The 20,661-nt window shown below is 70.0% G+C and carries 22 protein-coding genes and 1 pseudogene; 9 read left to right on the top strand and 14 right to left on the bottom strand.

From position 1 onward, the window contains the following. Positions 1-84: 84 nt before the first annotated feature. From ABL57_RS14970 to ABL57_RS14935, 9 genes are all read right to left on the bottom strand, one after another. Positions 85-603: a DUF421 domain-containing protein gene (locus tag ABL57_RS14970; RefSeq protein ID WP_203225642.1), complete on the bottom strand. Its 519-nt coding sequence runs from the start codon at positions 601-603 to the stop codon at positions 85-87. A gap of 4 nt (positions 604-607) precedes the next feature. Then, entirely contained in the window at positions 608-1,600 is a 993-nt protein-coding gene (locus tag ABL57_RS23415; protein WP_047804277.1) for a potassium channel family protein, read from the bottom strand. 89 nt (positions 1,601-1,689) lie between these two features. Beyond that, entirely contained in the window at positions 1,690-1,845 is a 156-nt protein-coding gene (locus tag ABL57_RS22420) for a hypothetical protein (RefSeq protein WP_160310803.1), read from the bottom strand. A 64-nt stretch (positions 1,846-1,909) separates the two neighbouring features. Further along, positions 1,910-2,326, bottom strand: coding sequence for a CBS domain-containing protein (locus ABL57_RS14960; RefSeq protein ID WP_047804276.1), 417 nt, complete (start codon positions 2,324-2,326; stop codon positions 1,910-1,912). 71 nt (positions 2,327-2,397) lie between these two features. After that, positions 2,398-2,820 (bottom strand): ChaB family protein, encoded by a 423-nt coding sequence (locus ABL57_RS14955; RefSeq protein ID WP_047804296.1) that lies wholly within the window; start codon positions 2,818-2,820, stop codon positions 2,398-2,400. A gap of 127 nt (positions 2,821-2,947) precedes the next feature. Next, entirely contained in the window at positions 2,948-4,720 is a 1,773-nt protein-coding gene (locus tag ABL57_RS14950) for a thiamine pyrophosphate-requiring protein (RefSeq protein ID WP_047804275.1), read from the bottom strand. Positions 4,721-4,813: 93 nt separating this feature from the next. After that, positions 4,814-6,025, bottom strand: a complete 1,212-nt coding sequence (locus tag ABL57_RS14945) for an alcohol dehydrogenase catalytic domain-containing protein (protein WP_047804274.1) — start codon at positions 6,023-6,025, stop codon at positions 4,814-4,816. A 3-nt stretch (positions 6,026-6,028) separates the two neighbouring features. Then, positions 6,029-6,244: a hypothetical protein gene (locus ABL57_RS14940; RefSeq protein WP_047804273.1), complete on the bottom strand. Its 216-nt coding sequence runs from the start codon at positions 6,242-6,244 to the stop codon at positions 6,029-6,031. Between the two features lie 117 nt (positions 6,245-6,361). Further along, entirely contained in the window at positions 6,362-7,495 is a 1,134-nt protein-coding gene (locus tag ABL57_RS14935; protein ID WP_047804272.1) for a glutathione-independent formaldehyde dehydrogenase, read from the bottom strand. A 402-nt stretch (positions 7,496-7,897) separates the two neighbouring features. On the opposite strand from ABL57_RS14935, the gene ABL57_RS14930 reads away from it, so the two are divergent. Next, positions 7,898-8,581, top strand: coding sequence for a DsbA family protein (locus ABL57_RS14930; RefSeq protein ID WP_047804271.1), 684 nt, complete (start codon positions 7,898-7,900; stop codon positions 8,579-8,581). Positions 8,582-8,753: 172 nt separating this feature from the next. Here the strand turns inward: ABL57_RS14930 and ABL57_RS14925 are convergent, their stop codons facing one another. Then, a complete protein-coding gene (locus tag ABL57_RS14925) occupies positions 8,754-9,014 on the bottom strand; it encodes a hypothetical protein (protein ID WP_082157478.1) in 261 nt (86 codons plus the stop codon). Between the two features lie 281 nt (positions 9,015-9,295). Then, positions 9,296-9,346: pseudogene (locus ABL57_RS23590) on the bottom strand (hypothetical protein); the annotation flags it as partial. Between the two features lie 588 nt (positions 9,347-9,934). Here ABL57_RS23590 and ABL57_RS20855 point away from each other — a divergent pair. The 5 genes from ABL57_RS20855 (at position 9,935) to ABL57_RS14895 (ending at position 14,013) form a co-directional block, all read left to right on the top strand. Beyond that, complete coding sequence (locus ABL57_RS20855; protein ID WP_053005002.1) at positions 9,935-10,300, top strand: hypothetical protein; 366 nt, start codon at positions 9,935-9,937, stop codon at positions 10,298-10,300. Next, complete coding sequence (locus tag ABL57_RS14910) at positions 10,297-10,749, top strand: hypothetical protein (RefSeq protein ID WP_139318642.1); 453 nt, start codon at positions 10,297-10,299, stop codon at positions 10,747-10,749. Before ABL57_RS20855 ends, ABL57_RS14910 begins: the two co-directional genes overlap by 4 nt. 130 nt (positions 10,750-10,879) lie before the next feature. Continuing rightward, positions 10,880-11,356 carry a DUF4383 domain-containing protein gene (locus ABL57_RS14905; protein ID WP_047804268.1) on the top strand — a complete coding sequence of 159 codons (477 nt, stop codon included), beginning with the start codon at positions 10,880-10,882 and terminating at the stop codon, positions 11,354-11,356. Between the two features lie 775 nt (positions 11,357-12,131). Beyond that, positions 12,132-13,385 carry a cytochrome P450 gene (locus ABL57_RS14900; protein WP_053005001.1) on the top strand — a complete coding sequence of 418 codons (1,254 nt, stop codon included), beginning with the start codon at positions 12,132-12,134 and terminating at the stop codon, positions 13,383-13,385. A 334-nt stretch (positions 13,386-13,719) separates the two neighbouring features. Further along, on the top strand, positions 13,720-14,013 hold the full coding sequence (locus tag ABL57_RS14895) for a hypothetical protein (RefSeq protein ID WP_152683422.1): 294 nt from the start codon (positions 13,720-13,722) through the stop codon (positions 14,011-14,013). Between the two features lie 145 nt (positions 14,014-14,158). Here ABL57_RS14895 and ABL57_RS14890 read toward each other — a convergent pair whose 3' ends face one another. Beyond that, the gene (locus ABL57_RS14890) at positions 14,159-15,145 is read right to left on the bottom strand and encodes a cation transporter (protein ID WP_047804266.1); all 987 of its coding nucleotides are present in this window, start codon (positions 15,143-15,145) and stop codon (positions 14,159-14,161) included. Further along, positions 15,145-15,840: a transporter substrate-binding domain-containing protein gene (locus ABL57_RS14885; protein ID WP_238986076.1), complete on the bottom strand. Its 696-nt coding sequence runs from the start codon at positions 15,838-15,840 to the stop codon at positions 15,145-15,147. Before ABL57_RS14885 ends, ABL57_RS14890 begins: the two co-directional genes overlap by 1 nt. Positions 15,841-16,827: 987 nt before the next feature. On the opposite strand from ABL57_RS14885, the gene ABL57_RS14875 reads away from it, so the two are divergent. Next, entirely contained in the window at positions 16,828-17,853 is a 1,026-nt protein-coding gene (locus ABL57_RS14875) for a zinc-binding alcohol dehydrogenase family protein (protein ID WP_047804264.1), read from the top strand. 75 nt (positions 17,854-17,928) lie between these two features. Here ABL57_RS14875 and ABL57_RS14870 read toward each other — a convergent pair whose 3' ends face one another. Then, positions 17,929-18,279: a helix-turn-helix transcriptional regulator gene (locus tag ABL57_RS14870; RefSeq protein WP_047804263.1), complete on the bottom strand. Its 351-nt coding sequence runs from the start codon at positions 18,277-18,279 to the stop codon at positions 17,929-17,931. 139 nt (positions 18,280-18,418) lie between these two features. Between ABL57_RS14870 and ABL57_RS14865 the strand changes: the two genes are divergently transcribed. Together ABL57_RS14865 and ABL57_RS14860 are read left to right on the top strand one after the other, a co-directional pair. After that, the gene (locus tag ABL57_RS14865) at positions 18,419-19,507 is read left to right on the top strand and encodes an NADH:flavin oxidoreductase/NADH oxidase (RefSeq protein WP_047804262.1); all 1,089 of its coding nucleotides are present in this window, start codon (positions 18,419-18,421) and stop codon (positions 19,505-19,507) included. A 42-nt stretch (positions 19,508-19,549) separates the two neighbouring features. Beyond that, positions 19,550-20,599 carry an NAD(P)-dependent alcohol dehydrogenase gene (locus ABL57_RS14860; protein WP_047804261.1) on the top strand — a complete coding sequence of 350 codons (1,050 nt, stop codon included), beginning with the start codon at positions 19,550-19,552 and terminating at the stop codon, positions 20,597-20,599. Positions 20,600-20,661 lie beyond the last annotated feature (62 nt).

Genomic DNA, 20,661 nt, shown 5'->3' with positions numbered 1-20,661 from the left:
TGACGGATGCTGAGCCGGTCATCCAGGACATCGATGCTCGGATGTGCTTCCGGCACCCTGTTCCAGGAGCACGATGGGCATGGCTCAGTCTGGCGGGTCGTGGGGCAGGATCGCGCCGTCTCCGGCGTTGTCGGGGCCGATCACCGACAGCCGGCCGTCGGCCTCCAGGACCACGGCTTCGGCCTCCTGCAGTGAACCCATTCCGTGCTTACGCACCGCCCCCTCGAGCTCTTTCTCGGTGAGCCGCTCCGCCCGCAGGGCATCGTGGAGCACCCGGCCCTGGTAGAGCAGCAGGGCGGGTTCGGCGGTGACCAACCGGGAGAACCGCTTGGAGCGGATCTGCAGGGAGGTCACCACGTACTGCAGGGTGATCAGCAGGGCGAAGGCGGTGACGGCCTCGACCAGGGGGACGCTGCGGGTGGTGAGGACGCGCCCGAAGGTGGCGCCGATCGCCACGGTGATCACGAAGTCGAAGCTGTTCATCCGTGACAGCGTGCGTTTCCCGGAGACCCGCAGAAGCACCACCAGTGCGGTATAGGCCAAGGTGCCGACGACCACGATGCGGGCCACCGGTTCCCAACCGTCGAAGAGGATGTTCACCACGGGTCTAGTCCTTCCACCAGGTCCAACCGTCGTGGCGGACCAGCCCGAGCAGCGACCGGCGCCGCCCGTCCAGCCCGTCCACGGCCTCGGAGAACTCGGCCTCCTCCACGATGGGGATTCCCGCCGCACGCAGGCGTTCCAGCTCCGGGTGTGGTGGGGCCTGGTCGGCGGCGGGGATGAAGGCGGCCTCCAGGGTGTCCAGGAAGCTGTCCACCGTCGTTCGGGCGGCCGTCAGCTCCGCCTCGTCGGGGCGGGCCTCGGTGGGCACTCCGAAGCGCAGCAGGGTCAGCGCGTCGTCGAAGACCCCCACGGCCAGGGCCGGGGATTTCTGGGCCCGGGCCGCGTGGTAGTACAGCAGCACCGGATAGGACAGGTACTGCTCGGTCAGCTTCGACAGCTGCGACGTCAGCTCCGCCAGCTGCCGGTCCAGCGGGTGCAGGTCGTGGCCGTTCCACCCGGCGAGGACGACTTCGGCTCCGGTGCGCCCGAGGCTGTGCACGGAGGAGGCGAAGGCCCGTTTGTTCACCACCGCCGAGACCACCGACAGCAGGTAGGTGACGGACAGGGTCACCAGGAACATCCCGCTGGCACTGACCAGTCCGGCGAGGACCTGCCACATCCCGTCCTTGGGGCTGAAGTCCCCGTTGCCGACGGTGAACAGGGTGTAGCCGACGAACCAGATCCTCCCCGGCCAGGTGGCGTTGCCGCCGTCACGGGTGTCGGCCAGCGACTGCGGGTCCGCGGCGAAGAGCAGCACCCATCCGGCCCACAGGGCCAGCACCCACCCCACCACCGTCCCGATGAGAATCAACGGACCACACATGCTCAGCAGCCGATGCCGGCCCCTCCCCAGCCGTCGCACTGCCACCCAGGCCCAGGAGGTCACCCGCGAGGTGACCGGGCCCGCTGCCCCGTCCACCCACAGGGTCGTCCACAGGGCCTCGACGACGGTGACGACGAGTAGCCCCACTCCTAGGGCAGTGAAGAGGATCTCCACGGAACCACCTCCTCATGTTCGGCCTTCGTGGCCTCTTCGATCGTGACGCTCCCGGCAGGGGCGTCCGGTCGGCAGAACACCACCGCGAATCAGCGACCGTGTCCACCCGGACCGGGCCGCTGGGCGCGGTCGGCGAATCCTTCGACCCCGGCGTGCTTCGCGCAGTGGGTGCAGCAGTAGATCGTGCTCCCGGCTTCCACGCCGTGGCCGAGGATGCGGCAGCCGTAGGTGCCGCTGGCGGCCATGAAGTCGTCTCCTGACACGGAGGTTCGGAGTCGGTTCGGGTGTGCCGGTGTCCCGGCGGGCAGCTCAGTCGAAGGAGATGAGTTCCACGAGTTCTCCGGCCCGGTTCTCGGGCATGGAGCGGGCGATGTCGGCCTGGCTGATCATGCCGACGAGATCGTGGCCGTCGATCACGGGCAGGCGGCGGACCTGGTGGTCGGTCATGGTCCGGATGGCCTCGTCCACGCTGTCGTCGGCGCCGATGGTCACGGGTTCGCCCTGGGCCAGCTGCCCGGCCTTGACCTGGCGTGGGTCGGTGCCGATCGCCAGGCACTTGATGACGATGTCGCGGTCGGTCACCATGCCCTTCAGCCGGTTGTCCTCTCCGCAGATGGGCAGGGCGCCGACGTCGAGGTCCTTCATCTTCCGGGCCGCTTCCTCGAGCGTCTGGTTCTCCCCGACGCACTCGGTGCCCGGTGTCATGATCTCGCGTGCGGTAGTCATGGCTGCTCCTTCTCGGTGATTGCTGATGTCTTCGATACGGTTCTTGTCACGCCGGCCGGGGCCGGTCCCTCTCAGTCCTTGCGGGCCTGGCGGGTCTTGGCGTCGTTGGCCTTCTGCAGGGCCTGTACCAGTTCGTCCTTGTCCATGGTGGAGCGGCCCTCGACGTCGAGCTCCCGGGCCCGTTCGTAGAGGTGTTCTTTGGAGGCGTTGGCGTCCACCCCGCCGGCGGTGTCCTGCTCCGAGTCCCGGCCGCCCTCGGCGTGCTCGTCCGAGGGGCCGGCCTCGTCCTTGGGTTCCCAGTGATCGCCGACCTTCTCGTGGGTGTGCTTGAGCGCGCTGTAGGCGGTGCGCGCGGCCCGGCCCTTGTCGTCGTACTCCTCGGCGGCGGAGTCGTAGGTCTTGGCGAAGGTGTCCTGGGCCTTCTGGTCGGAGCGCTGCAGCGTCGAGGGCAGCTCCTCGTCCTTGGCGTGGTCGTTCTTGCCGGTCTTCGGCATGGTGTCCAGCACCCTTTCATCAGTGAACTGAGTATCTTGTGGTCAGCCTAGGGGGCGCAGGGGGAGATTGTCTGCCCTGCGCGGGCGCCGGGCGGATGGATCGATGTCGCCGGGTGCCGTGCTCGGGTCACTGGCGCTGATCCCCCTCGTGCGTGCGTTGGGCCCGCAGCTGCTCGGCGGCGCGGTCGTTGTTCTCCTGGGTGAGGCCGGTGAGCATCTGCTCGATCTGGCTCTGTGTTGCCCGTGGGGGCAGCAACGGTGTGGCGGGGTCGACGACTGCTTCGATCACGGTCGGCCGGTCGGCGGTCAGGGCGGTGGTCCAGGCGCCGTCGATGTCCTCGGGGCGGTCGATCCGGATGCCCTCGAGGCCGAGCATTCGGGCGTAGTCGGCGAAGGGGAAGGCCGGGACGTCCTGGGAGGCGGGGAAGCGGGGGTCTCCCTCCATCTCGCGCTGCTCCCAGGAGACCTCGGCGAGGTCGCCGTTGTGCAGGACGAGCACCACGAAACGTGGGTCGGCCCAGTCGCGCCAGCGGGAGGCGACGGTGATCAGCTCGGCGTTGCCGCTCATCTGCATGGCCCCGTCCCCGGCCAGCGCCACCACGGGCCGGTCGGGGTGGGCGAGCTTGGCGGCGAGCCCGTAGGGCATCGCCGAACCCATGCAGGCCAGGGTGGAGGACAGGTGCGCCGGCACCCCGGCCGGTAGGCGCAGGAAGCGGGCGTACCAGTAGACGACCGAGCCGACGTCGACGGCGACCTGCGCGTCTGCCGGCAGACGCCCTGACAGGGTGGCTATGACGGCTTGCGGGTTGAGGGGCTGGCCCGGTTGGGCGCAGCGGTCCTGGGCCACCTGCCGCCAGGTGGTCACCATGTCCTCCACCTCCCGGCGCCAGGGTCGCTCGGACCCCGTGAGCCGGGGCAGCAGGGCGCGCAGGGTTTCGGTGGCGTCTCCGGCCAGGGCCACCTCCACCGGGTACTTCGCGCCCAGGTTCCGGGCGTTGATGTCGATCTGCACGGCCCGGGCCTGCCCGGGGGCGGGATAGAACTCGGTCCAGGGGTCGTTGCTGCCCACGATCAGCAGGGTGTCGCATCCGGCCAGCAGATCGGCCGCCGCGGTGGTGCCGAGATGCCCCATCACCCCGCACGCCCAGGGAAGGGACTCGTCGACCACCGGTTTGCCGAGCAGTGAGGTCGCCACTCCGGCGCCCAGCCGCTCGACCACCTTCGCCACCTCCGGGGCGGCGCCGGCGGCGCCCTGGCCGACCAGCAGCGCCACGCGTTGACCGCTGTTGAGCAATCGTGCCGCCCGGTCCAGGTCCTCCTCGGGCGGGATGACCCGAGGAAGTGCGGTGACCGGTGCGCTGGGCACGATCCCGTGGGTATGCTCCTGCTCCGGGACCTCGGCCTGCTGGATGTCGTGGGGCACGATCACGCAGGTGGGGCTGGAGGTGGCGATCGCGGTGCGGAAGGCGTTGTCGAGCACCGCCTCCAGCTGCTCGGGGGCCGAGACGGTCTGGACGTACTGGGCGCAGACGTCCTTGAACAAGGTCGGCAGCTCCACTTCCTGCTGGTAGCCGCTGCCTTGGGCAGTGGTGACGACGTGGCCCACGATCGACACGACCGGTGTGCTGTCGAGCTTCGCGTCGTAGAGCCCGGCCAGCAGGTGCACGGCGCCGGGGCCCTGGGTGGCCAGGCACACCCCGACTTCTCCGGTGTACTTGGCGTGGCCGGTGGCCATGAACGCGGCCATCTCCTCGTGCCGGGCGGAGACGAACTCGATGTCCTCCTCCACCCGGGCCAGGGCGGCCAGCAGCGGGTCCACCCCGTCCCCGGCGTAGCCGAACACCCGGTGCGTTCCCCAGGCGCGCAGCCGGCCCACGATCCCGTCGGCGACATTGCCCATCTCGTTCCTCCTCGTGGTGCTTTCCGGGCCCGTGCTGCGGCGGCAGAGCGGCTGTCCTGCGACTGCCTCACCCGTGACGCAACGGCCCAGCTGTCATTCGGTGGTCAGCACGGTCTTGAGCCAGCCCTCGTCGCGGCGGTCGAAGCTCAGGTACGCGTCGACCACGTCGTCGAGGGGCTCGCGCTGGGTGACGAAGGGGGCCGGGTCGAACAATCCGGCGGCGACCAGGTCCAGCAGGGGAGGGGTGACCGACCGGTGGTCGCAGTTGCCGGCCCGCAGGGTGAGGTTCTTGTTGGTGGCGGCCCCGATGGGGAAGGAGGTCAGGTCCGGGGAGAACACCCCGATCATGCCGATCCGCCCGTACTTCGCCACGGACTCCACCGCCCACTGGGCCGACAGGGACGGGGCGTTGCCCGGCACCCAGTTCTCGCCCTGGACGTTGGTCTCCGGGGCGGTCTGGGCCACCTCGGCGGCGAACTGCTCGGTGCGCGCGGCGTACTTCTCCGCGGCAGGGCCGCGGGCCGGGCGCTGGGCGTCGACCCCGACGGCCTCGATGACGGCGTCCACGCCCACGCCCATCGTGGCGTCCATGATCGCCTCCACCGGGTCCTCGGCGTTGAAGTCGATGACCTCGGCGTTCTGCTCCAGGGCCTTGACGAGCCGGGTCTGCACCCCGTCGACCGCCCACACCCGGCCCGCGCCCTGGCGGTAGGCGGCGGCGATCGCCAGCTGCCCCACGATCCCGGCGCCGTAGACGGCCACCGTGTCCCCGCGCCGGATCCCGGCCAGCTGCGCGCCGAACCAGGCGGTGGGGAAGATGTCGGAGAGCAGGATCGCGTCGTCGTCGGAGACATTGTCCGGGATCGGGATGAGGGTGTTGGAGGCCCACGGGATGCGGGCGTACTCGGCCTGCAGCCCGTCCACCGGGCCGGTGGGCGCGGGGCCGCCGAAGAAACAGGTGCCGGCGGCCGGGCCGTTGGGGTTGGCCACGTCGCACTGGGCGGTCTGGCCCATCCGGCAGTAGCGGCACACCCCGCAGGACATGGTCGAGCACACGATCACCCGGTCCCCGGGGGACAGGCCCCGCACCGAGGCACCGACCTCCTCGACCACGCCCACGGCCTCGTGGCCCAGGATCGTGCCCTCGTGCATGCCGGCCATGGTGCCGCGGATGAAGTGCAGGTCGGTGCCGCAGATCGCGGACCGGGTGATGCGCACGATGGCGTCGTTCGCATCCTGGATCGAGGGGTCGGCCACGTCGTCGAGGCGGATGTCGCCCTCGCCGTGCCATACCAGTGCCTTCATGGGTCAAGCTCCTTCGTCAGAGGTGGGCGCTTCAAGGTTGTTGCCGTGGCCGGCGTCGTCGGCCGGGTCGGTCGGGGTGTCCTCCGCTCCGGCTTCGCCGTGCTGGTCCAGCCGGGGAGGGTGGGTCTTCTTCGCAGGGTGACCGGGGGCCCGTGGGGTGGCGTGGGGTGGGGCCGCACCGGGGTCGTCCCCGTGGTCGTCCGGGGTGGTCTGGGGCATGTACGCCCCTCCTTCCGTCCTGGATCCAGTCGGGGGTGATCTCCTCCCCGCCTCGAGGTCGGTGCCGGCGGGCCCAGAGGCGGCGGCACCGGAGATGTCGTCGGTGCGCCGGTGGAGTCAGGGATGGAGGAGGACCTTGGTGTACCCGTCGAGGCGCTTGTCGAACTTGTCATAGGCGGTCACGGCCTGATCCAGGGACACCTCGTGGGAGACGATCCAGGACGGGGTGGAGCGCCCGGCGATGATCAGGTCGCGCAGCTCACGGTTGTACTTCTTCACCGGGCACTGCCCGGTGCCGATGCTGATGCCCTTGGTGAAGGCGGCCCCGAAGTCGAAGGGAATCCGCCCTTCCTCGGCCAGCGGGTAGGCCGCCTCCGGGTCCTGGGGAACGTACACCCCGACCACCCCGATGGCCCCGGTGGCGCGGACGACCTTGATCAGGTTGTCGAGCACCATCTCGGGGTGCTCCTCCCCGGTGGCGTCGTGGGCCTGGTAGCCGACCGCCTCGATCCCGCAGTCCACCCCGAACCCTCCGGTGGCCTCGGTGATGGCCTCGGTGGGGTCGGTGTCGGCGAAGTTGATCGGGCTCGCCCCGATCTGCTCGGCCAGCTTCAGCCGGTCGGGTTCCTTGTCCACGACGAACACGCGCGCTGCGCCTTTCAGATAGGCGCTGTGGGCGGCCATCAGACCCACGGGTCCGGCCCCGAACACCGCTACGGTCTTGCCGGGGGAAACCTGGGCCATTTCTGCGCCGTGGTAGCCGGTGGGGAAGATGTCCGAGAGCATCGTGAAGTCGGACTCGTGCTCGGTGCCCTCCGGCAGGTGGAGCAGATTGAAGTCGGCCCAGGGCACCCGCAGGTACTCGGCCTGCCCACCCCAGTAAGGACCCATCATCGGATAGCCGTAGCCGGCCCCGGGCTGCCCGGAAGGATTGGCCCGCAGGCAGGCGTTGGTGTAGCCGTGATTGCAGTTGCGGCAGGTGCCACAGGCGAGGTTGAACGGCACCGAGACCCGGTCCCCGACCTTGATCCGCCCCACGCCGGAGCCGACCTCCTCGACCACACCCATGTTCTCGTGGCCCAGCACCATCCCGGCGTCCAGGTCCGCCCGGCCCTCGTAGGGGTGCAGGTCGGAGCCGCAGATGTTGGCGGTGGTGATCCGGATGACCGCATCCAGCGGGTGCTCGATCTTGGGGTCTTCGACGTTCTCGATCGCCAGCTCGTAGGGGGCCTTGAAGACGACGGCTTTCATGCGTGCTCCTTCTGACTCGGCGGTCCGGGCCCGGCAGGCGCAGACCGCCGTGGTGGCGGCTGTCGCCGGCACTGCTGAGAGGACGGCGCCGGCTGCAGGTGTCTCAGGTGTTCACGTGCACTCCGGCAACCATAAGCACGCTTACGCATCAGCCACAACCCCTCGATTCCCAACGCACCCGCTGGTCAGCCGCTTGCTCGGCCGTGAAGACGTGAACAGGAGCCGATCGCCGGGCAGGGGTTACCTCTGCGGGGAGGGGTCGATAGCGTGGGCATCATCGGTCCCCGGTGCTGAAGTGGGTTCCCGACCCGGGTGCCGTCTTCCATTCGATGCACGACTGACCCTGCTGCCCTGGATGGTGCCGGACCTTCAGCGCCGGCACTCACGAAGGAGGTTGATCTGATGGCCATTGATGTCACCCCGGGCACGGTGGTGCTCTACACGGACATCGTCTGTGCCTGGTCGACGCTGTCGTTGCGACGGTTCTACGCCGAGCGGGAGAAGGCCGGACTCACCGAGGCCGTGCGGGTCGACCACCGGCTGTTCCTGCTCGAGGACCTCAACCGGTTCCCGATCCCGAAGAACTATCTGGATGCGGAGACCCCGGTGGTCGGGGCGCTGGACCCGGAACTGGGCTGGAAGCCGTGGCAGGGCGACCCTTCGACGTGGCCGATCACCTCGCTGCTGGCCAACGAGGCCGTGCACGCGGCCAAGTCCCAGTCCTGGGCGGCGGCCGAGGAGCTGGACATGGCCCTGCGCCTGGCGTTCTTCCGTGATTCGAGGCCGATCAGCCTGCTGCACGAGATCCTCGACGTCGCCGCCGGTTGCCCGGCGGTGGACACCGACGACCTCGTCGAGGCTTTGGATGAGGGGCGGGCGCGGGGGCCGATGTTGGCCGACTACCGCGCCCACCACGGGCAGGTGCAGGGCAGCCCGCACTGGTTCCTGGCCGACGGCACCGACGTGCACAACCCCGGTATCCAACTGCACTGGGTCGGGGAGGCCGGGGCCGGGTTCCCCGTGGTCGATGCCGATGACCCCACGGCGATGGCGAACCTGGTGGCCCGGGCCGCGTCGGACAGGTAGTCGCCCGGGCGGGGCCCTCATCCGCCCGGCACGTCTGTCCGGCGACTCTTCCGTGACGGGTCTGTCCTGCGACTCTTCCGTGACGGGTCGGCGTTCGACATGCACGTAGACCGGCCGGGGCCGGATCCTGGGTTGCCTGGGCTTCCCGGCAGCTCGCCGGGGGCAGTGCGGACTACGGCTGGTCCCCGCTGATGTCCTGGGCGGCGCCCTCGACGTCCTGACCATGGCCTCCGGCTCGGCCCACGGCGTTCTGCGCCAGCCCCTGCGCCTGCAGCTCCGCGTTGCCGGTGGCCGCGCCGAGCCTGTCCTTGGCCGCACCCACCGCCCGGTCGGTCGTGGCGCCGATCCTGTCCGCGAGTCCCAGCGGTGTCTCCTTCGACGTGGTGCACGAAAGAGCCCTCTGCTGGACCAGGACCCACGGTGGACGACCCACCCCCGGAGTGCATCGGACCTCGAGGATTGCGACCGATGCGGCGCAGCAGACGGTGGAGCAGGGGAGGCCACCGCCGCCGCCGCTGCCGCCGCAGGCGCCCGTTTCCCGGGGTCGGAGCGCGAGGCCTTGCCGCGGCGAGGAATTTCGTCGCGGGCCGTGGACCGGGGGTGGTTCGCGGCGGGGTGGGCGTGGTCCGGGGGCCTGTTCCTGGTGGGGGAGGGTGCGGTGGTGCTGAGGTGTTCGGCGACCTGGCGCAATTCGGTGTTGGTGCGGGAGCTGGCGGTGCGCAACAGCAGGAAGGCTCGTTGGTCGGTGATCTTGTACCCCTCCATAAGGACAGCGAGGAGGTGGCCCCGGCGGCGGCGTGGGCGAAGGCGGGCCAGCGGTCCTCGTGTGCGAGGTCCGGCACGCACACGATCCGCTCCTGGTAGATCGCGTCCAGGCAGGGGCCCTGGTGGTGTTGTTCCTGGAGGCCGTCCACGACGGCCGGCAACTCGGAGGAGGGGGCGTGGGAGCGGGGGCGGCGCCGGTCCTCGAGCACCGAGATGGAGGCCGTGGCGGCTCCGGGGACGAGGTCCAGGGCGGCGTGGACCATGGCGGCCAGGGTGGCGTCGAAGTCGGTCTCCTGCTGCAGGGCGCGGGCCAGCTCGCCGAGCTGAGCGGCCAGATCCCCGGGGCGGGCCTGTCCCGAGCAGAGGCCCTGGTCGGCGCGGGGGCCGGCGGGCAGGCCGCACGCCGGTACCGGCCGGGCGGTAGCGGCCGCCCGTGCGGCCGAGGACAGGCGGAACCAGCGGCGGCGGCACGTGCCGTGCTGCCGGCTGCCGGGCGTGGGGTGTTGGCCAGCGCAGGGTAAGTGTGCTTAGGGTGGGGGGACGGTTGAGAAGTGGCCGCACGTCTTCTGTTGGGAAGCAGGTGCTGTCATGGAGCCGAAAATCGCTGTCGTGGTGCAGGTGGATCTGGACGGGCGGCAGGTGCGGATCGAGGTCACCGGTGCAGTGACCGAGAACAATCAGCGGGGCTTGTGCCCGGTGATCGGCCGCGCTCGCCGGCTGGTGCCGGGCATCCAGGTGGTGGTGGATCTGCGCGGGGCCGAGTCCGTGGAGGCGGCCGCGATGGATCTGCTGCGTTGGTCGGCCGAGCACGAGAACCCGGCCGCAGGGGCGCGGAAAGTCAAGTTCCTGCTGGCCAGCCCCGGTGCCGCACCGGCGACCTCGACCCTCGAGGACGCCAGGCCACTGGGCCTTCCCACGATGCACGCGGCACCCGAAGCCGAGGTCACCAGATGAGCGCGGTGATGTCAGGCGTGGATGGTGTTGGCTCGCTGGCGCGCGGGGGACCCGATGTGCCCGAAGGGGCCCGGACATTCCCGGCCCCGGGTCTGCCGTTCGCCATGGCCCTGGGGGCGCTGCTCGGGCTGGTCGGCTGGTCGCTGCTGGCAACAGCCGGTCCCGGACAGGAATGGGTGGCGTTGCTGTGGCTGATCTGCGCAGCCGGTCTGGTGCCGATGCTGACGACGCTGCCCGACCGGCGCGACACCACCACCCACCGCCTCGGGGCGGCAGGCCTGCTGGCCACCGGGGCCTCGGGACTGACCGTGGTGTTGGCTGCCGGGTCCGCAGGGGTGCTGGCCGTACCGTTCCTGCCCCTGCTGGTCGCCTACACCGCCCTGCTGATGACCACCGGTGAGGAGGTGCCACCACAGACCGGCCGACACCAGATCGCCGCCCATGGGTGACGGTCCGTACCCCCGCCACCATCCCCATCACGTGCGCAACCAGGCGTGGCAGTGCTGACCGGCACCTGGCCGCCGAATTCACGGCCCCTGTCCGGGGTCGTGCCCACCACGATCGAAACGAGGCAAGACCATGACCGTTCCCACCCACCGCACCACCCCCCGCCGTTCGCCCGTCCAGACCGCCGCTCTTTTGTACGGCGCGGTCTTCCTGCTCGTGGGCATCGCCGGGTTCATCCCCGGCATCACCACGAACTACGACCAGCTCATGGTCGCCGGCCACCACTCCGAGGCCATGCTCCTGGGCATCTTCCAGGTGTCCTGGCTGCACAACATCGTCCACCTGCTCTACGGCGTGGCCGGTCTGGCCCTGGCCCGCTCCGCCTCCGGGGCGCGCAACTACCTGCTGTGGGGCGGGGTGGTCTACCTGGTCCTGTGGATCTACGGTCTGCTCGTGGGCCAGGAGTCGCAGGCGAACTTCGTGCCGCTGAACACCGCCGACGACTGGCTGCACCTGTTCCTGGGCGTGACCATGGTGGGCCTGTCCTTCCTGCGCCGCGACACCCACGACCGCAGCGCCACGCACAACACCACCGGTCCGGCCTACTGACCAGCAGTTCCAGGCAGGGGAGCACGACAGCGGCGAGCAGTCTGCCGTCCCGGCACCGACCGGCCTGACCGCACCGTGCTCGGGAAGACTCCTGGCTGTGCCCGTCCGTTCCGTGTCATGCGGGACGGGCGGGCACCTCCTGCTGCCGGGCAGCAGAGGTCGTGCGAAATGGGATGATGCCCGGCCCCACCACTGCAGAACACCCAGGAACACCGCGGCGGCGCTGCAGCCCGGGCACAGGGCCGCAGCGAGGGGATGAGCACGAAGCAGATCCACCTGGGCGGGCCCACCGCCCGCACGGGTCGATCCCACCGCCCGCACGGGTCGATCCCACCGCTGCGCGCCCTCGATGCCGCGTAGACGCCCCGGATCGTGGCCGCCGGGACGGTGTGTCCGGGCGCGGTGCGGGTGGGAGTACGGATCAACGGCACCCTGACCGGCCGGCGCTGCTGCCGGCTGCGCGACCTGCACTGACGGCGCCCCACACCCGGTGTTCGGACCGCCCCCCCGAGAACGGCTCCTGCACCATGCGCGTCAGGCCAGCGGCCCTCGCCGCGGGCTCTTCATATGGCCCTGTCAGGGGCTTCGTCGTTCTGGGGAGTCCGTGCGGTTCGGGGCAGGACCTCGGTGCGGTGTCCGCCTTCATCCCCGGGGCGTGGGGCGGACAAGGGGCATCACTACGATGAGGAACCCGGCATCACGAACGTTCCCGGCCGACCATCGACACCGTTCAACGATCGGAGATCCCATGAGAACCGTCCATGCGCACACTCGCGTGAGCGACCGCACCCTAGATCTGCTGCGGGACGGATACACCTTCGCCGACACGGTGCGCGCCCGGATCGGCAACCTCGCGACCCGGGCTGCGCCGCTGAAGCTGATGGGCGGGCCGGCGCTGCTGATCCGTGGAACGGAGGCGGTGCGCTTCTTCTACGACACCGACAAGTTCCGCCGGGCCGGGGCGATGCCGCTGGCGGTGAAAGCGCCGCTGTTCGGGCGCGGAGCCGTGCACGGGCTCGACGACGACTCCCACCGGCACCGCAAGCAGTTGTTCCTGCACGCCACTACGCCCGAGCGGGTCGAGGTCCTGGTGGCGGAGGTGGACCGGGAATGGGCCCGGGTGCTGGAGGGCGCTGGGACGCTCAATGTCTACGAGGCCTCGGTGGGGGTCTTCGGCCGCGCGGTGCTGTCCTGGGCGGGCACCGGCATGGACACCCCCCAGATGGAGGACCGGGCGCAGCGACTGGCGGCGATCGTCGAGGGCTTCGGGGTGCCCGGGCCCCCGTGGGTCCGGGCGATGCTCGCCCGCCGCGACAGTGATGCCTGGGCGAAGGGCCTGATCACCCGGGCCCGCACGGACGAGGGCTGCGCCGGGCAGGGAGCAGGGCAGGCGCCCGCGCTGGATCTGGTCGCGGCCCACCGTGATGCGGACGGGCAGCTGCTGGACGAGCACACCGCCGGTGTGGAGCTGCAGAACATGGTCCGTCCCACGATCGCAGTCAGCCGCTTCGCGGCGTTCATCGCGCTGGCTCTGCACGAGCACCCGGACTGGGTCGCACGCCTGCGCGCTGAGACCACCGAGCGCGGCACCACGGTGGGAGGCCCCCTGGCCCGTGCCTTCGCCCACGAGGTGCGCCGGGTGTATCCGTTCGTGCCGATGCTTCCCGCCCGGGCACGCTGTCCCATGCAGTGGGGTGGGCAGCAGATCCGCACCGGTCAGCGGGTGCTGCTGGACATCCTGGGCACCAACAACGACCCCGGCGAGTGGGAGCGTCCCGCTGATTTCGATCCGGAGCGGTTCCTGGACCTGGACCCGACCGCGATCGAGAACTTCGTCCCCCAGGGCGGCGGCTCGGCCGAGGCCGGACACCGGTGCCCTGGGGAAGACATCACGGTGGGGCTGATGGCGGTGACCGCGGCACACCTGGCCGGGCGCGACTGGACCGCGGAGGACGCCGGCATGAGCTTCGATCTGCACCGCATGCCCACCCGCCCCCAGGGCGGCCCCGTGCTGCAGTTCACTCCCTGAGAGCTACCGTTCCCGTCCTTCGCTCTATCGATCACCTCGGTGCCGGTGCCGGTGCCGCGGACGGAACAGGGGCCCGGGATCCTGTTGCCCTGGGCACAACACCTGCACCGCGCAGCCGAGGTCTGCGGGGGCCGATCACGGACAGGCATGGGCGCAGGAAACACTGTGGACCGAGGCCGTGGGTGCTGACAGAACGCCGCTCTGGGCCCTGCGACGTCACCGAGTTGAGCCGGGAGCGGGCCCGACGCAGACTGCTGTGCAGGTCCAGCAGACGGCCTTCCGTCACCGACCGGCGCCCCGTTGCGGGGCGTGCCCGGGCTCGGGGAGGATCCGCATGGAAGAGGACGTCGTAGCCATGGTCCAGGCCTACCGGCTGGGCCGGCTGCTCGGACAGGCTCGTCTGCCGCCAAGAGAGGTGTGGTCGCGGTACGTGCATGCCGGTGGCACGGTCGGTGAGCACGAGGTCGAGGCCTACATCCACAGCGCCCTGATGCTGCCGGCCGCAGAGCGTGACGCCCTGGCCCGGGCCGCCAACGAGCTCACCGCCCGCCTGGGGCTGGTGCCCGCCCCGTCCAGCGGTCAGCTGTGGGGCCGGATCCGGCTCCACCCCGAGACCCGCCCGCGATGACCGACCCGGCCGGGCGGCACTCATCCGCGACGGCCCCCGTGGCATGCGCCTCGCGACCGTGACGCAACCCCGTCCGGCCGACCCGAGGCGGGCACAGGTGGTGACCAGGCGGTGCGTGGTCTGTGATGAGGACCGTGCTCGGCGCTCAGGCCCGGGGGGCGTGCCGCTCGAGGACGTCCGGCAGCTTCGGGACGGTGGCCACGACGGCGTCGCGGATCTTCCAGTCCAGGCCCAGCAGACCGGCCCGGGCGGCCTCCAGCCGTTCGGGGGTCGCGGTCTCCAGGGGTTCGGGGACCACGAATCCCTCCACATGGAAGACCTGGCCCTCGTCACGGACCCGGGCGGCGGCGGTGTGCACCCAGTCCAGGGACCGCAGGTAGGCGTCGATCTCGCCCAGCAGCGGATGCGGCTCCTTGTTGTCCACGCTGGTGGGGCGGGCGTCGATGAGCCCGGCCACGGCTGCGCGCAGGTTGGCGATCCCGTCCCTGAGGATGGAGGTGGCGATGACGATCGCCGCTGCCGCGTCGGCCCACCACCACCCTAGCCCGATCCCGGCCACCCCCACGGTCGCGGACAGCGAGGTCATCCAGTCGGCCTTGTTCATGTCCGCGTCCGCGTAGAGGACCTTGTTGTGCAGGCCTGGGGCGAGCTTCAGCTTCTTCCGGCCCAGGATCACCGGGGGGATCGCGGTGGCCACCATGGCGGCCATCATCAGCCAGCCCAGCCAGATGGTGGTGCCGAAGAGCTGGATCCCGCCGATGGTGGGGTGGTCGACGGTGACGAGGGCGATGATCGAGTCCACGATGAGGTATCCGCCCATCACGACCAGGGCGGTGGCCGCGACCACGTGGGAGATCCCGATGGCCCGGTGGTAGCCGAAGGGCCGTTCGGCGGTGGCGGGGCGGCGGGTGATGCGCACTCCGATGAGGAAGGCGATCGGGGGGATGAAGGAGAGCATGTCCTCGATCCAGGCGGTCTTCATCGCCTGGGAGTTGCCCATCACCGCGTAGACCAGCCCGACGATGAACACCAGGGACACGATGGTGATCCACTCCAGGCGTACCGCCTTGCGCAGATCCCGGGCGATCTCCTCGGGCAGCGGCTCGTCGTCGACGTTGTGCTTGGTGCCCATCACTGCTGCCCTCCCCGGGTCTGCAGGAACTCGTCGAGGTCCAGCAGGAAGGCGTTTTCGCCCTTGCGCACGGCCATCACGTGCTTCTCGGTCTGGCCGAACTCGTCGACGGTCTGCGTGTAGGGGCGGGTGAGCCCGACCTTCTGCTTCCAGGGGGTCTTGTCGGTGAGCCCGCCGATGACCATGTCCAGGTCCCCGTGCTCGAGCTGGTCCACCAGCTCTTCCTCCCCATCGGCGGTCCACTCCACCTCGGCGTCCAGGGTGCTCGCGTAGTCCTCCACCAGCGCCACCTCCCGCCCCGAGGGGGCCGGGTGCTCTACGGAGACGAAGGGCTCGTTGTGCGAGATCCCCACCCGCAGCACCGATCCGGTGACCCGCTCCAGCGTCTTGTGCGGGTCGGCCGGGTAGGAGGCCGCGCACCCGGTGGCCACCAGCACCAGGACCACCCCCAGCCCGATAATCAGCTTTCTGATGATGAGGCTCATGCCATGACGGTAGACCCGCTCGGGCGGATTGTCCCGCACCGAACCCCCGCGGGTGGCCCCGCCACCGGTGGTCGGGGCGCTGGACCCGGAGCTGGGCGGGAAGCCCTGGCAGGACGACCTCTCGATGTGGCCGATCACCTCGCTGCTGGCCAACGAGGCCGTGCACGCGGCCAAGGCCCAGGCGTGGGCGGCGGCCGAGGAGCTGGACATGGCCCTGCGCCTGGCCTTCCTCCGTGGCTCGGGACCGATCAGCCTGTTGCACGAGGTCCTGGGCCTCGCCGCCGGCTGCCCCGCCGTGGACACCGACGACCCCACGGCGATGGCGGATCTGGTGGCCCGGGCGGCGGCTGCCGGCCAGGCACCGCCGAAGGCATCATCGTCGGGGCAGTGGCCTCGCCCGTCCAGCCGGTCTCGTCCACGGAGGCGGGATGGGGCGGGTGTCGGTGCGCACCTGCGGCTTGTGGTGCCGGATCTTCTCCGCCGGACAGCCGTGCTGGAGGGGGAGCGGGCCATTCCTGGTCCTCCACGATGTCCCGGGCGGCGCCCTCGACGTCCTGACCATGGCCTCCGGCTCGGCCCACGGCGTTCTGCGCCAGCCCCTGCGCCTGCAGCTCCGCGTTGCCGGTGGCCGCGCCGAGCCTGTCCTTGGCCGCACCCACCGCCCGGTCGGTCGTGGCGCCGATCCTGTCCGCGAGTCCCATCGGCGTCTCCTTCGACGTGGTGCACGAAAGAGCCCTCTGCTGGACCAGGGCCCACGGTGGACGACCCACCATCGGATCTGGCAGCAGACCGAGGATCGTGACCCCGGCGCATAGGGGGTGGAGCAGAGCGAGACCGCCGCTCGTGATTCCGCAATGTCCGGATGTCAGTGGCCACCTGACGTGAGATGTGGCCGGTTGCCGGCCGCCTCGATGAGGGCGGGCTCCATGGTGGCACCAGCGGCGGCTCGATGGTGCGCGGAGTGTTCGCGGCGAGGCCGGACACCCGGCACCTTGCACATGGCCGACTACCGGTCACCTGGGACTGTCCGGTGGGGCGCAGGTTCAGCATGGTCGGTCCCCGGCTGGGCTGGGAGCAGCTCACGCTGGGGTCAAGGCCGGGGTGGGCCGCCGGATCGCGATGTGCCGTTCACCGGGTTGAGGGAGAGGATGGGTGCACTAACGCTCGTGTTGACCTGTCTCACCAGGGAGGAAACCCATGACCAGTCCTCAGCCGGCTGTCACGACCACCACCGCCTACCTCGCCCAAGCAGGGCGGGAATTGGACGACCCAGGCGCATTCCTCACCAGCACCGTCACGATTCCGGACCTGCGTCCGCACGACCTCCTCGTCCGCGTTCACGCGGTGTCGGTCAATCCCGTGGACATCAAGTCCCGCGATGCGATGTCCAGCGGCACCCGACAACTGGGCTGGGACGCCTCTGGCGTGGTCGAGGCGGTGGGATCGGCGGTGACCCGCTTCACCGTCGGGGACGAGGTGTGGTACGCCGGCGACATCACCCGGCCGGGCACGAACGCCGACCTGCACGCTGTCGATGAGCGCATCGTGGGACACAAGCCCACCACACTGGAGCACCCAGCTGCAGCAGCTCTTCCGCTGACCGCTATCACGGCCTGGGAAAGCCTGTTTGACCGCTTCCGTCTCACGGCCGACAGCACTGGAACCCTTCTCGTGGTCGGAGCCCCCGGAGGTGTCGGCTCGATTCTCATTCAACTGGCGAAGAAGCTCACCGGGTTGACCGTCATCGCCACCGCCGCGCGCCCTGAGACCCGTGAATGGGTCGTTTCCCTCGGGGCTGATCATGTCGTTGATCATCGCAACCTCACCGAAGAGACTCAGGATCTGGTCCCTGAGGGGGTCGACTATGTGTTCACTGCGCATTCGGCAGGAAATGTCCAGGCCTTCGCGGAAATCACCAAGCCGTTCGCTCAGATCACTGCGATCGACGACCCGGATGCCTTGGACCTGTTGCCTCTCAAGGCCAAGTCCATCACCTGGCATTGGGAACTCATGTTCACCCGATCGATGTTCGCCACCTCCGACTTGATCGAGCAGGGCAACCTCCTCGACGAAGTCGCCCGCCTGGTGGACGACGGCACGGTGCGCAGCACCGTGACCACCGTGATACCCGGGTTGGACGCCGAAGGACTCCGTGCAGCCCACCAGCTGGTCGCCGCTGGAACGGCTATCGGGAAGATTGTCGTCAGCCGACACCGGGACTGATGACGCGACCGTCTGACGGAGCCGGCGAACCGGTCTGCCGGAGACCGCGCAGGAGTCACGAAGCTCGACTGTTCCTCAAGGCTGAAGTGGGGGACTCCCGTGCTGCCTCGCCACGGCCAGGATGGTGTCCAGCAGACCGGGGAACAGGGCCTCGAGGTCGTCCCGGCGCAGGGCGTTCATGCGCGAGGTGCCCTGGTAGGACTGACGGATCAGACCCGCCTCGCGCAGCACGCGGAAGTGGTGGGTGGCGGTGGATTTGGTCACCGGAAGACGGAAGGACACGCACGCCATCTCGGTGTGGCCGGCGGCGAGGTCGCCCACGATGCGCAGGCGCACCGGGTCGGCCAGGGCAGCGAGCACGGCTTCCAGGGTGATCTCCTCCCGGGCCGGATGCGCGATCATCCGGGCAGATGGCGTGGTGGGCACGGATTCCCCTCTCTGTCGCGGTGGCCACAGTCTACGAGAGCCTTCGTACTACGTCCTCTGTCGTAGTACGGTGGTCGACGTACCAGGCGACGGCGCCTGCGAGATGATCCGCCAGTCCTGCGACGGAAGGAACGCGCCCATGAGCGCCCTATTCGAACCGATCACCCTGCGGTCAGTCACCGTGCCCAACCGGGTGTGGATGTCCCCGATGTGCATGTACTCGGCCGAGGCCGACGGGCCGCAGGCCGGGGTTCCGACCGACTTCCATTTCCAGCACCTGGTCAGCCGAGCAGCCGGTGGGGTGGGTCTGGTGATGGTCGAGGCCACCGCAGTGCGCCCCGAGGGGCGCATCACCCCGTGGGACCTGGGGCTGTGGAACGAGGCGCAGCAGGAGGCGTTCACCGGCCTCACGACCGCGATCTCCGCCCAGGGGGCGGTGCCGGCGATCCAGCTGGCCCATGCCGGGCGCAAGGCCTCCACGGATCGCCCGTGGCGCGGTGGCGGTGCGGTGGTCGAGTCCGCGGGCGGATGGCCCACGGTCGCTGCCAGCCCGCAAGCCTTCGGCGACCTGCCCGCTCCGCAGGAAATGGGCGTGGAGGAGATCCGGGTTCTGGTGGAGGACTTCGCCGCTGCTGCGCGGCGAGCCTCTGCCGCAGGGTTCCAGGCGGTGGAGATCCACGGGGCTCACGGGTACCTGCTCAACTCCTTCCTCTCCCCGGTGGCCAACCGGCGTGTCGATGACTACGGCGGGTCCTTCGAGAACCGCGCCCGTCTGGTTCTGGAGGTGGTCGACGCCGTCCGGGGCGTGTGGCCGGCGGAGCTGCCGGTGTTCTTCCGGGTCTCGGCCACCGACTGGGTGCACGAGGCCGAGGGGACCGAAGCCTGGACCGGGCAGGACACCGTGCGTCTGGCCGGGCTGCTGAAGGACCACGGGGTGGACCTGCTCGACACCTCCACCGGTGGGATGGTGCCGCATGTGCGCATTCCTGTCACCCCGGGCTACCAGGTTCCCTTCGCCGAGGCCGTGCGCACCTCCACCGGGCTGCCCACCGGCGCGGTCGGGCTGATCACCGACCCCCGACAGGCCGAGGCCATCGTGGCCGAGGGCCGGGCCGACGTCGTGCTGCTGGGCCGGGAACTGTTGCGGGACCCGTACTGGGCCAACCATGCCGCCGCTGAGCTCTCCGGTCCGGCCCGGGTGCCCGTCCAGTACGAGTACGCCATCTGACGTCCTGTCCATTTCTTGACCGCCCAACCCCAGGAGGCTGCTGTGCCCACGTCCGTTCCCGCCCTGCTCGCCCCGAGTGCCGGCGCTCCTTTCGAGCGCGGCACGATCGAACGCCGCGACCTCGGCTCCCACGATGTGCTGATCGACATCGCCTACGCCGGTATCTGCCACTCCGACATCCACCAGGCCCGGCAGGAATGGGGACAGGCGATCTTCCCCATGGTTCCCGGCCACGAGATCGCCGGCGTGGTCGCGGCCGTGGGAGAGAAGGTCACCGCCCATGCCGTGGGTGATCGGGTCGGCATCGGCTGCTTCGTGGACTCCTGCCGGGAGTGCGAGAACTGTCTGGCCGGGGAGGAGCAGTTCTGCACCAGCGGGATGGTGGCCACGTACAACGGTCGCCAGTACTCCGGGGAAGCCACCTACGGTGGGTACAGCACGCAGATCGTCGCCGATGAGAACTACGTTCTGCGCATCCCCGAGAATCTCGCCCTTGATGTGGCGGCCCCGCTGTTGTGCGCGGGCATCACCACCTACTCCCCGCTGAAGCACTGGGGTGCGGGCCCGGGCCAGAAGGTCGCTGTGGTGGGGATGGGCGGGCTGGGCCACGTGGCCGTGAAGATCGCCCGCGCCATGGGCGCGGAAGTGACCGTGCTGTCCCAGTCGCTGTCGAAGCAGGAGGACGGTCTGCGCTTCGGCGCCGAGCACTACTACGCCACGAAGAACGAGGCCACCTTCCACCAGTTGCGCGGCAGCTTCGACCTCATCCTCAATACCGTCTCGGCCGACCTTGACGTCGACGCGTTGCTGGGGTTGCTGCGGGTCAACGGCTCCCTGGTCTACGTCGGGCTGCCCGAGGATGCACAGGCGTTCAGCGTCTTCTCCCTCGTGCGCGGGCGCCGCAGCCTGGCCGGATCCAATATCGGTGGAATCCGTGAGACCCAGGAGATGCTGGACTTCTGCGCCCAGCACGGCATCGGGGCCGAGATCGAACTCATCGGTGCCGACGACGTGACCGAGGCCTACGACCGGGTGGTCGCCAGTGACGTGCGCTACCGCTTCGTCATCGACACGGCCACCATCCCGGCCTGACCCCTCTATCACGCCCAACGACGACGGCGGGGGTGCTGAGGACTCCGGTTCTCAGCACCCCC

Origin of the sequence: Kocuria sp. SM24M-10 (genome assembly GCF_001027955.1) — a bacterium.
GTDB classification, from domain to species: domain Bacteria; phylum Actinomycetota; class Actinomycetes; order Actinomycetales; family Micrococcaceae; genus Kocuria; species Kocuria oceani.
The sequence above is the reverse complement of the archived record's forward strand: the minus strand, read 5'-3'. Positions and strand labels throughout refer to the sequence as shown.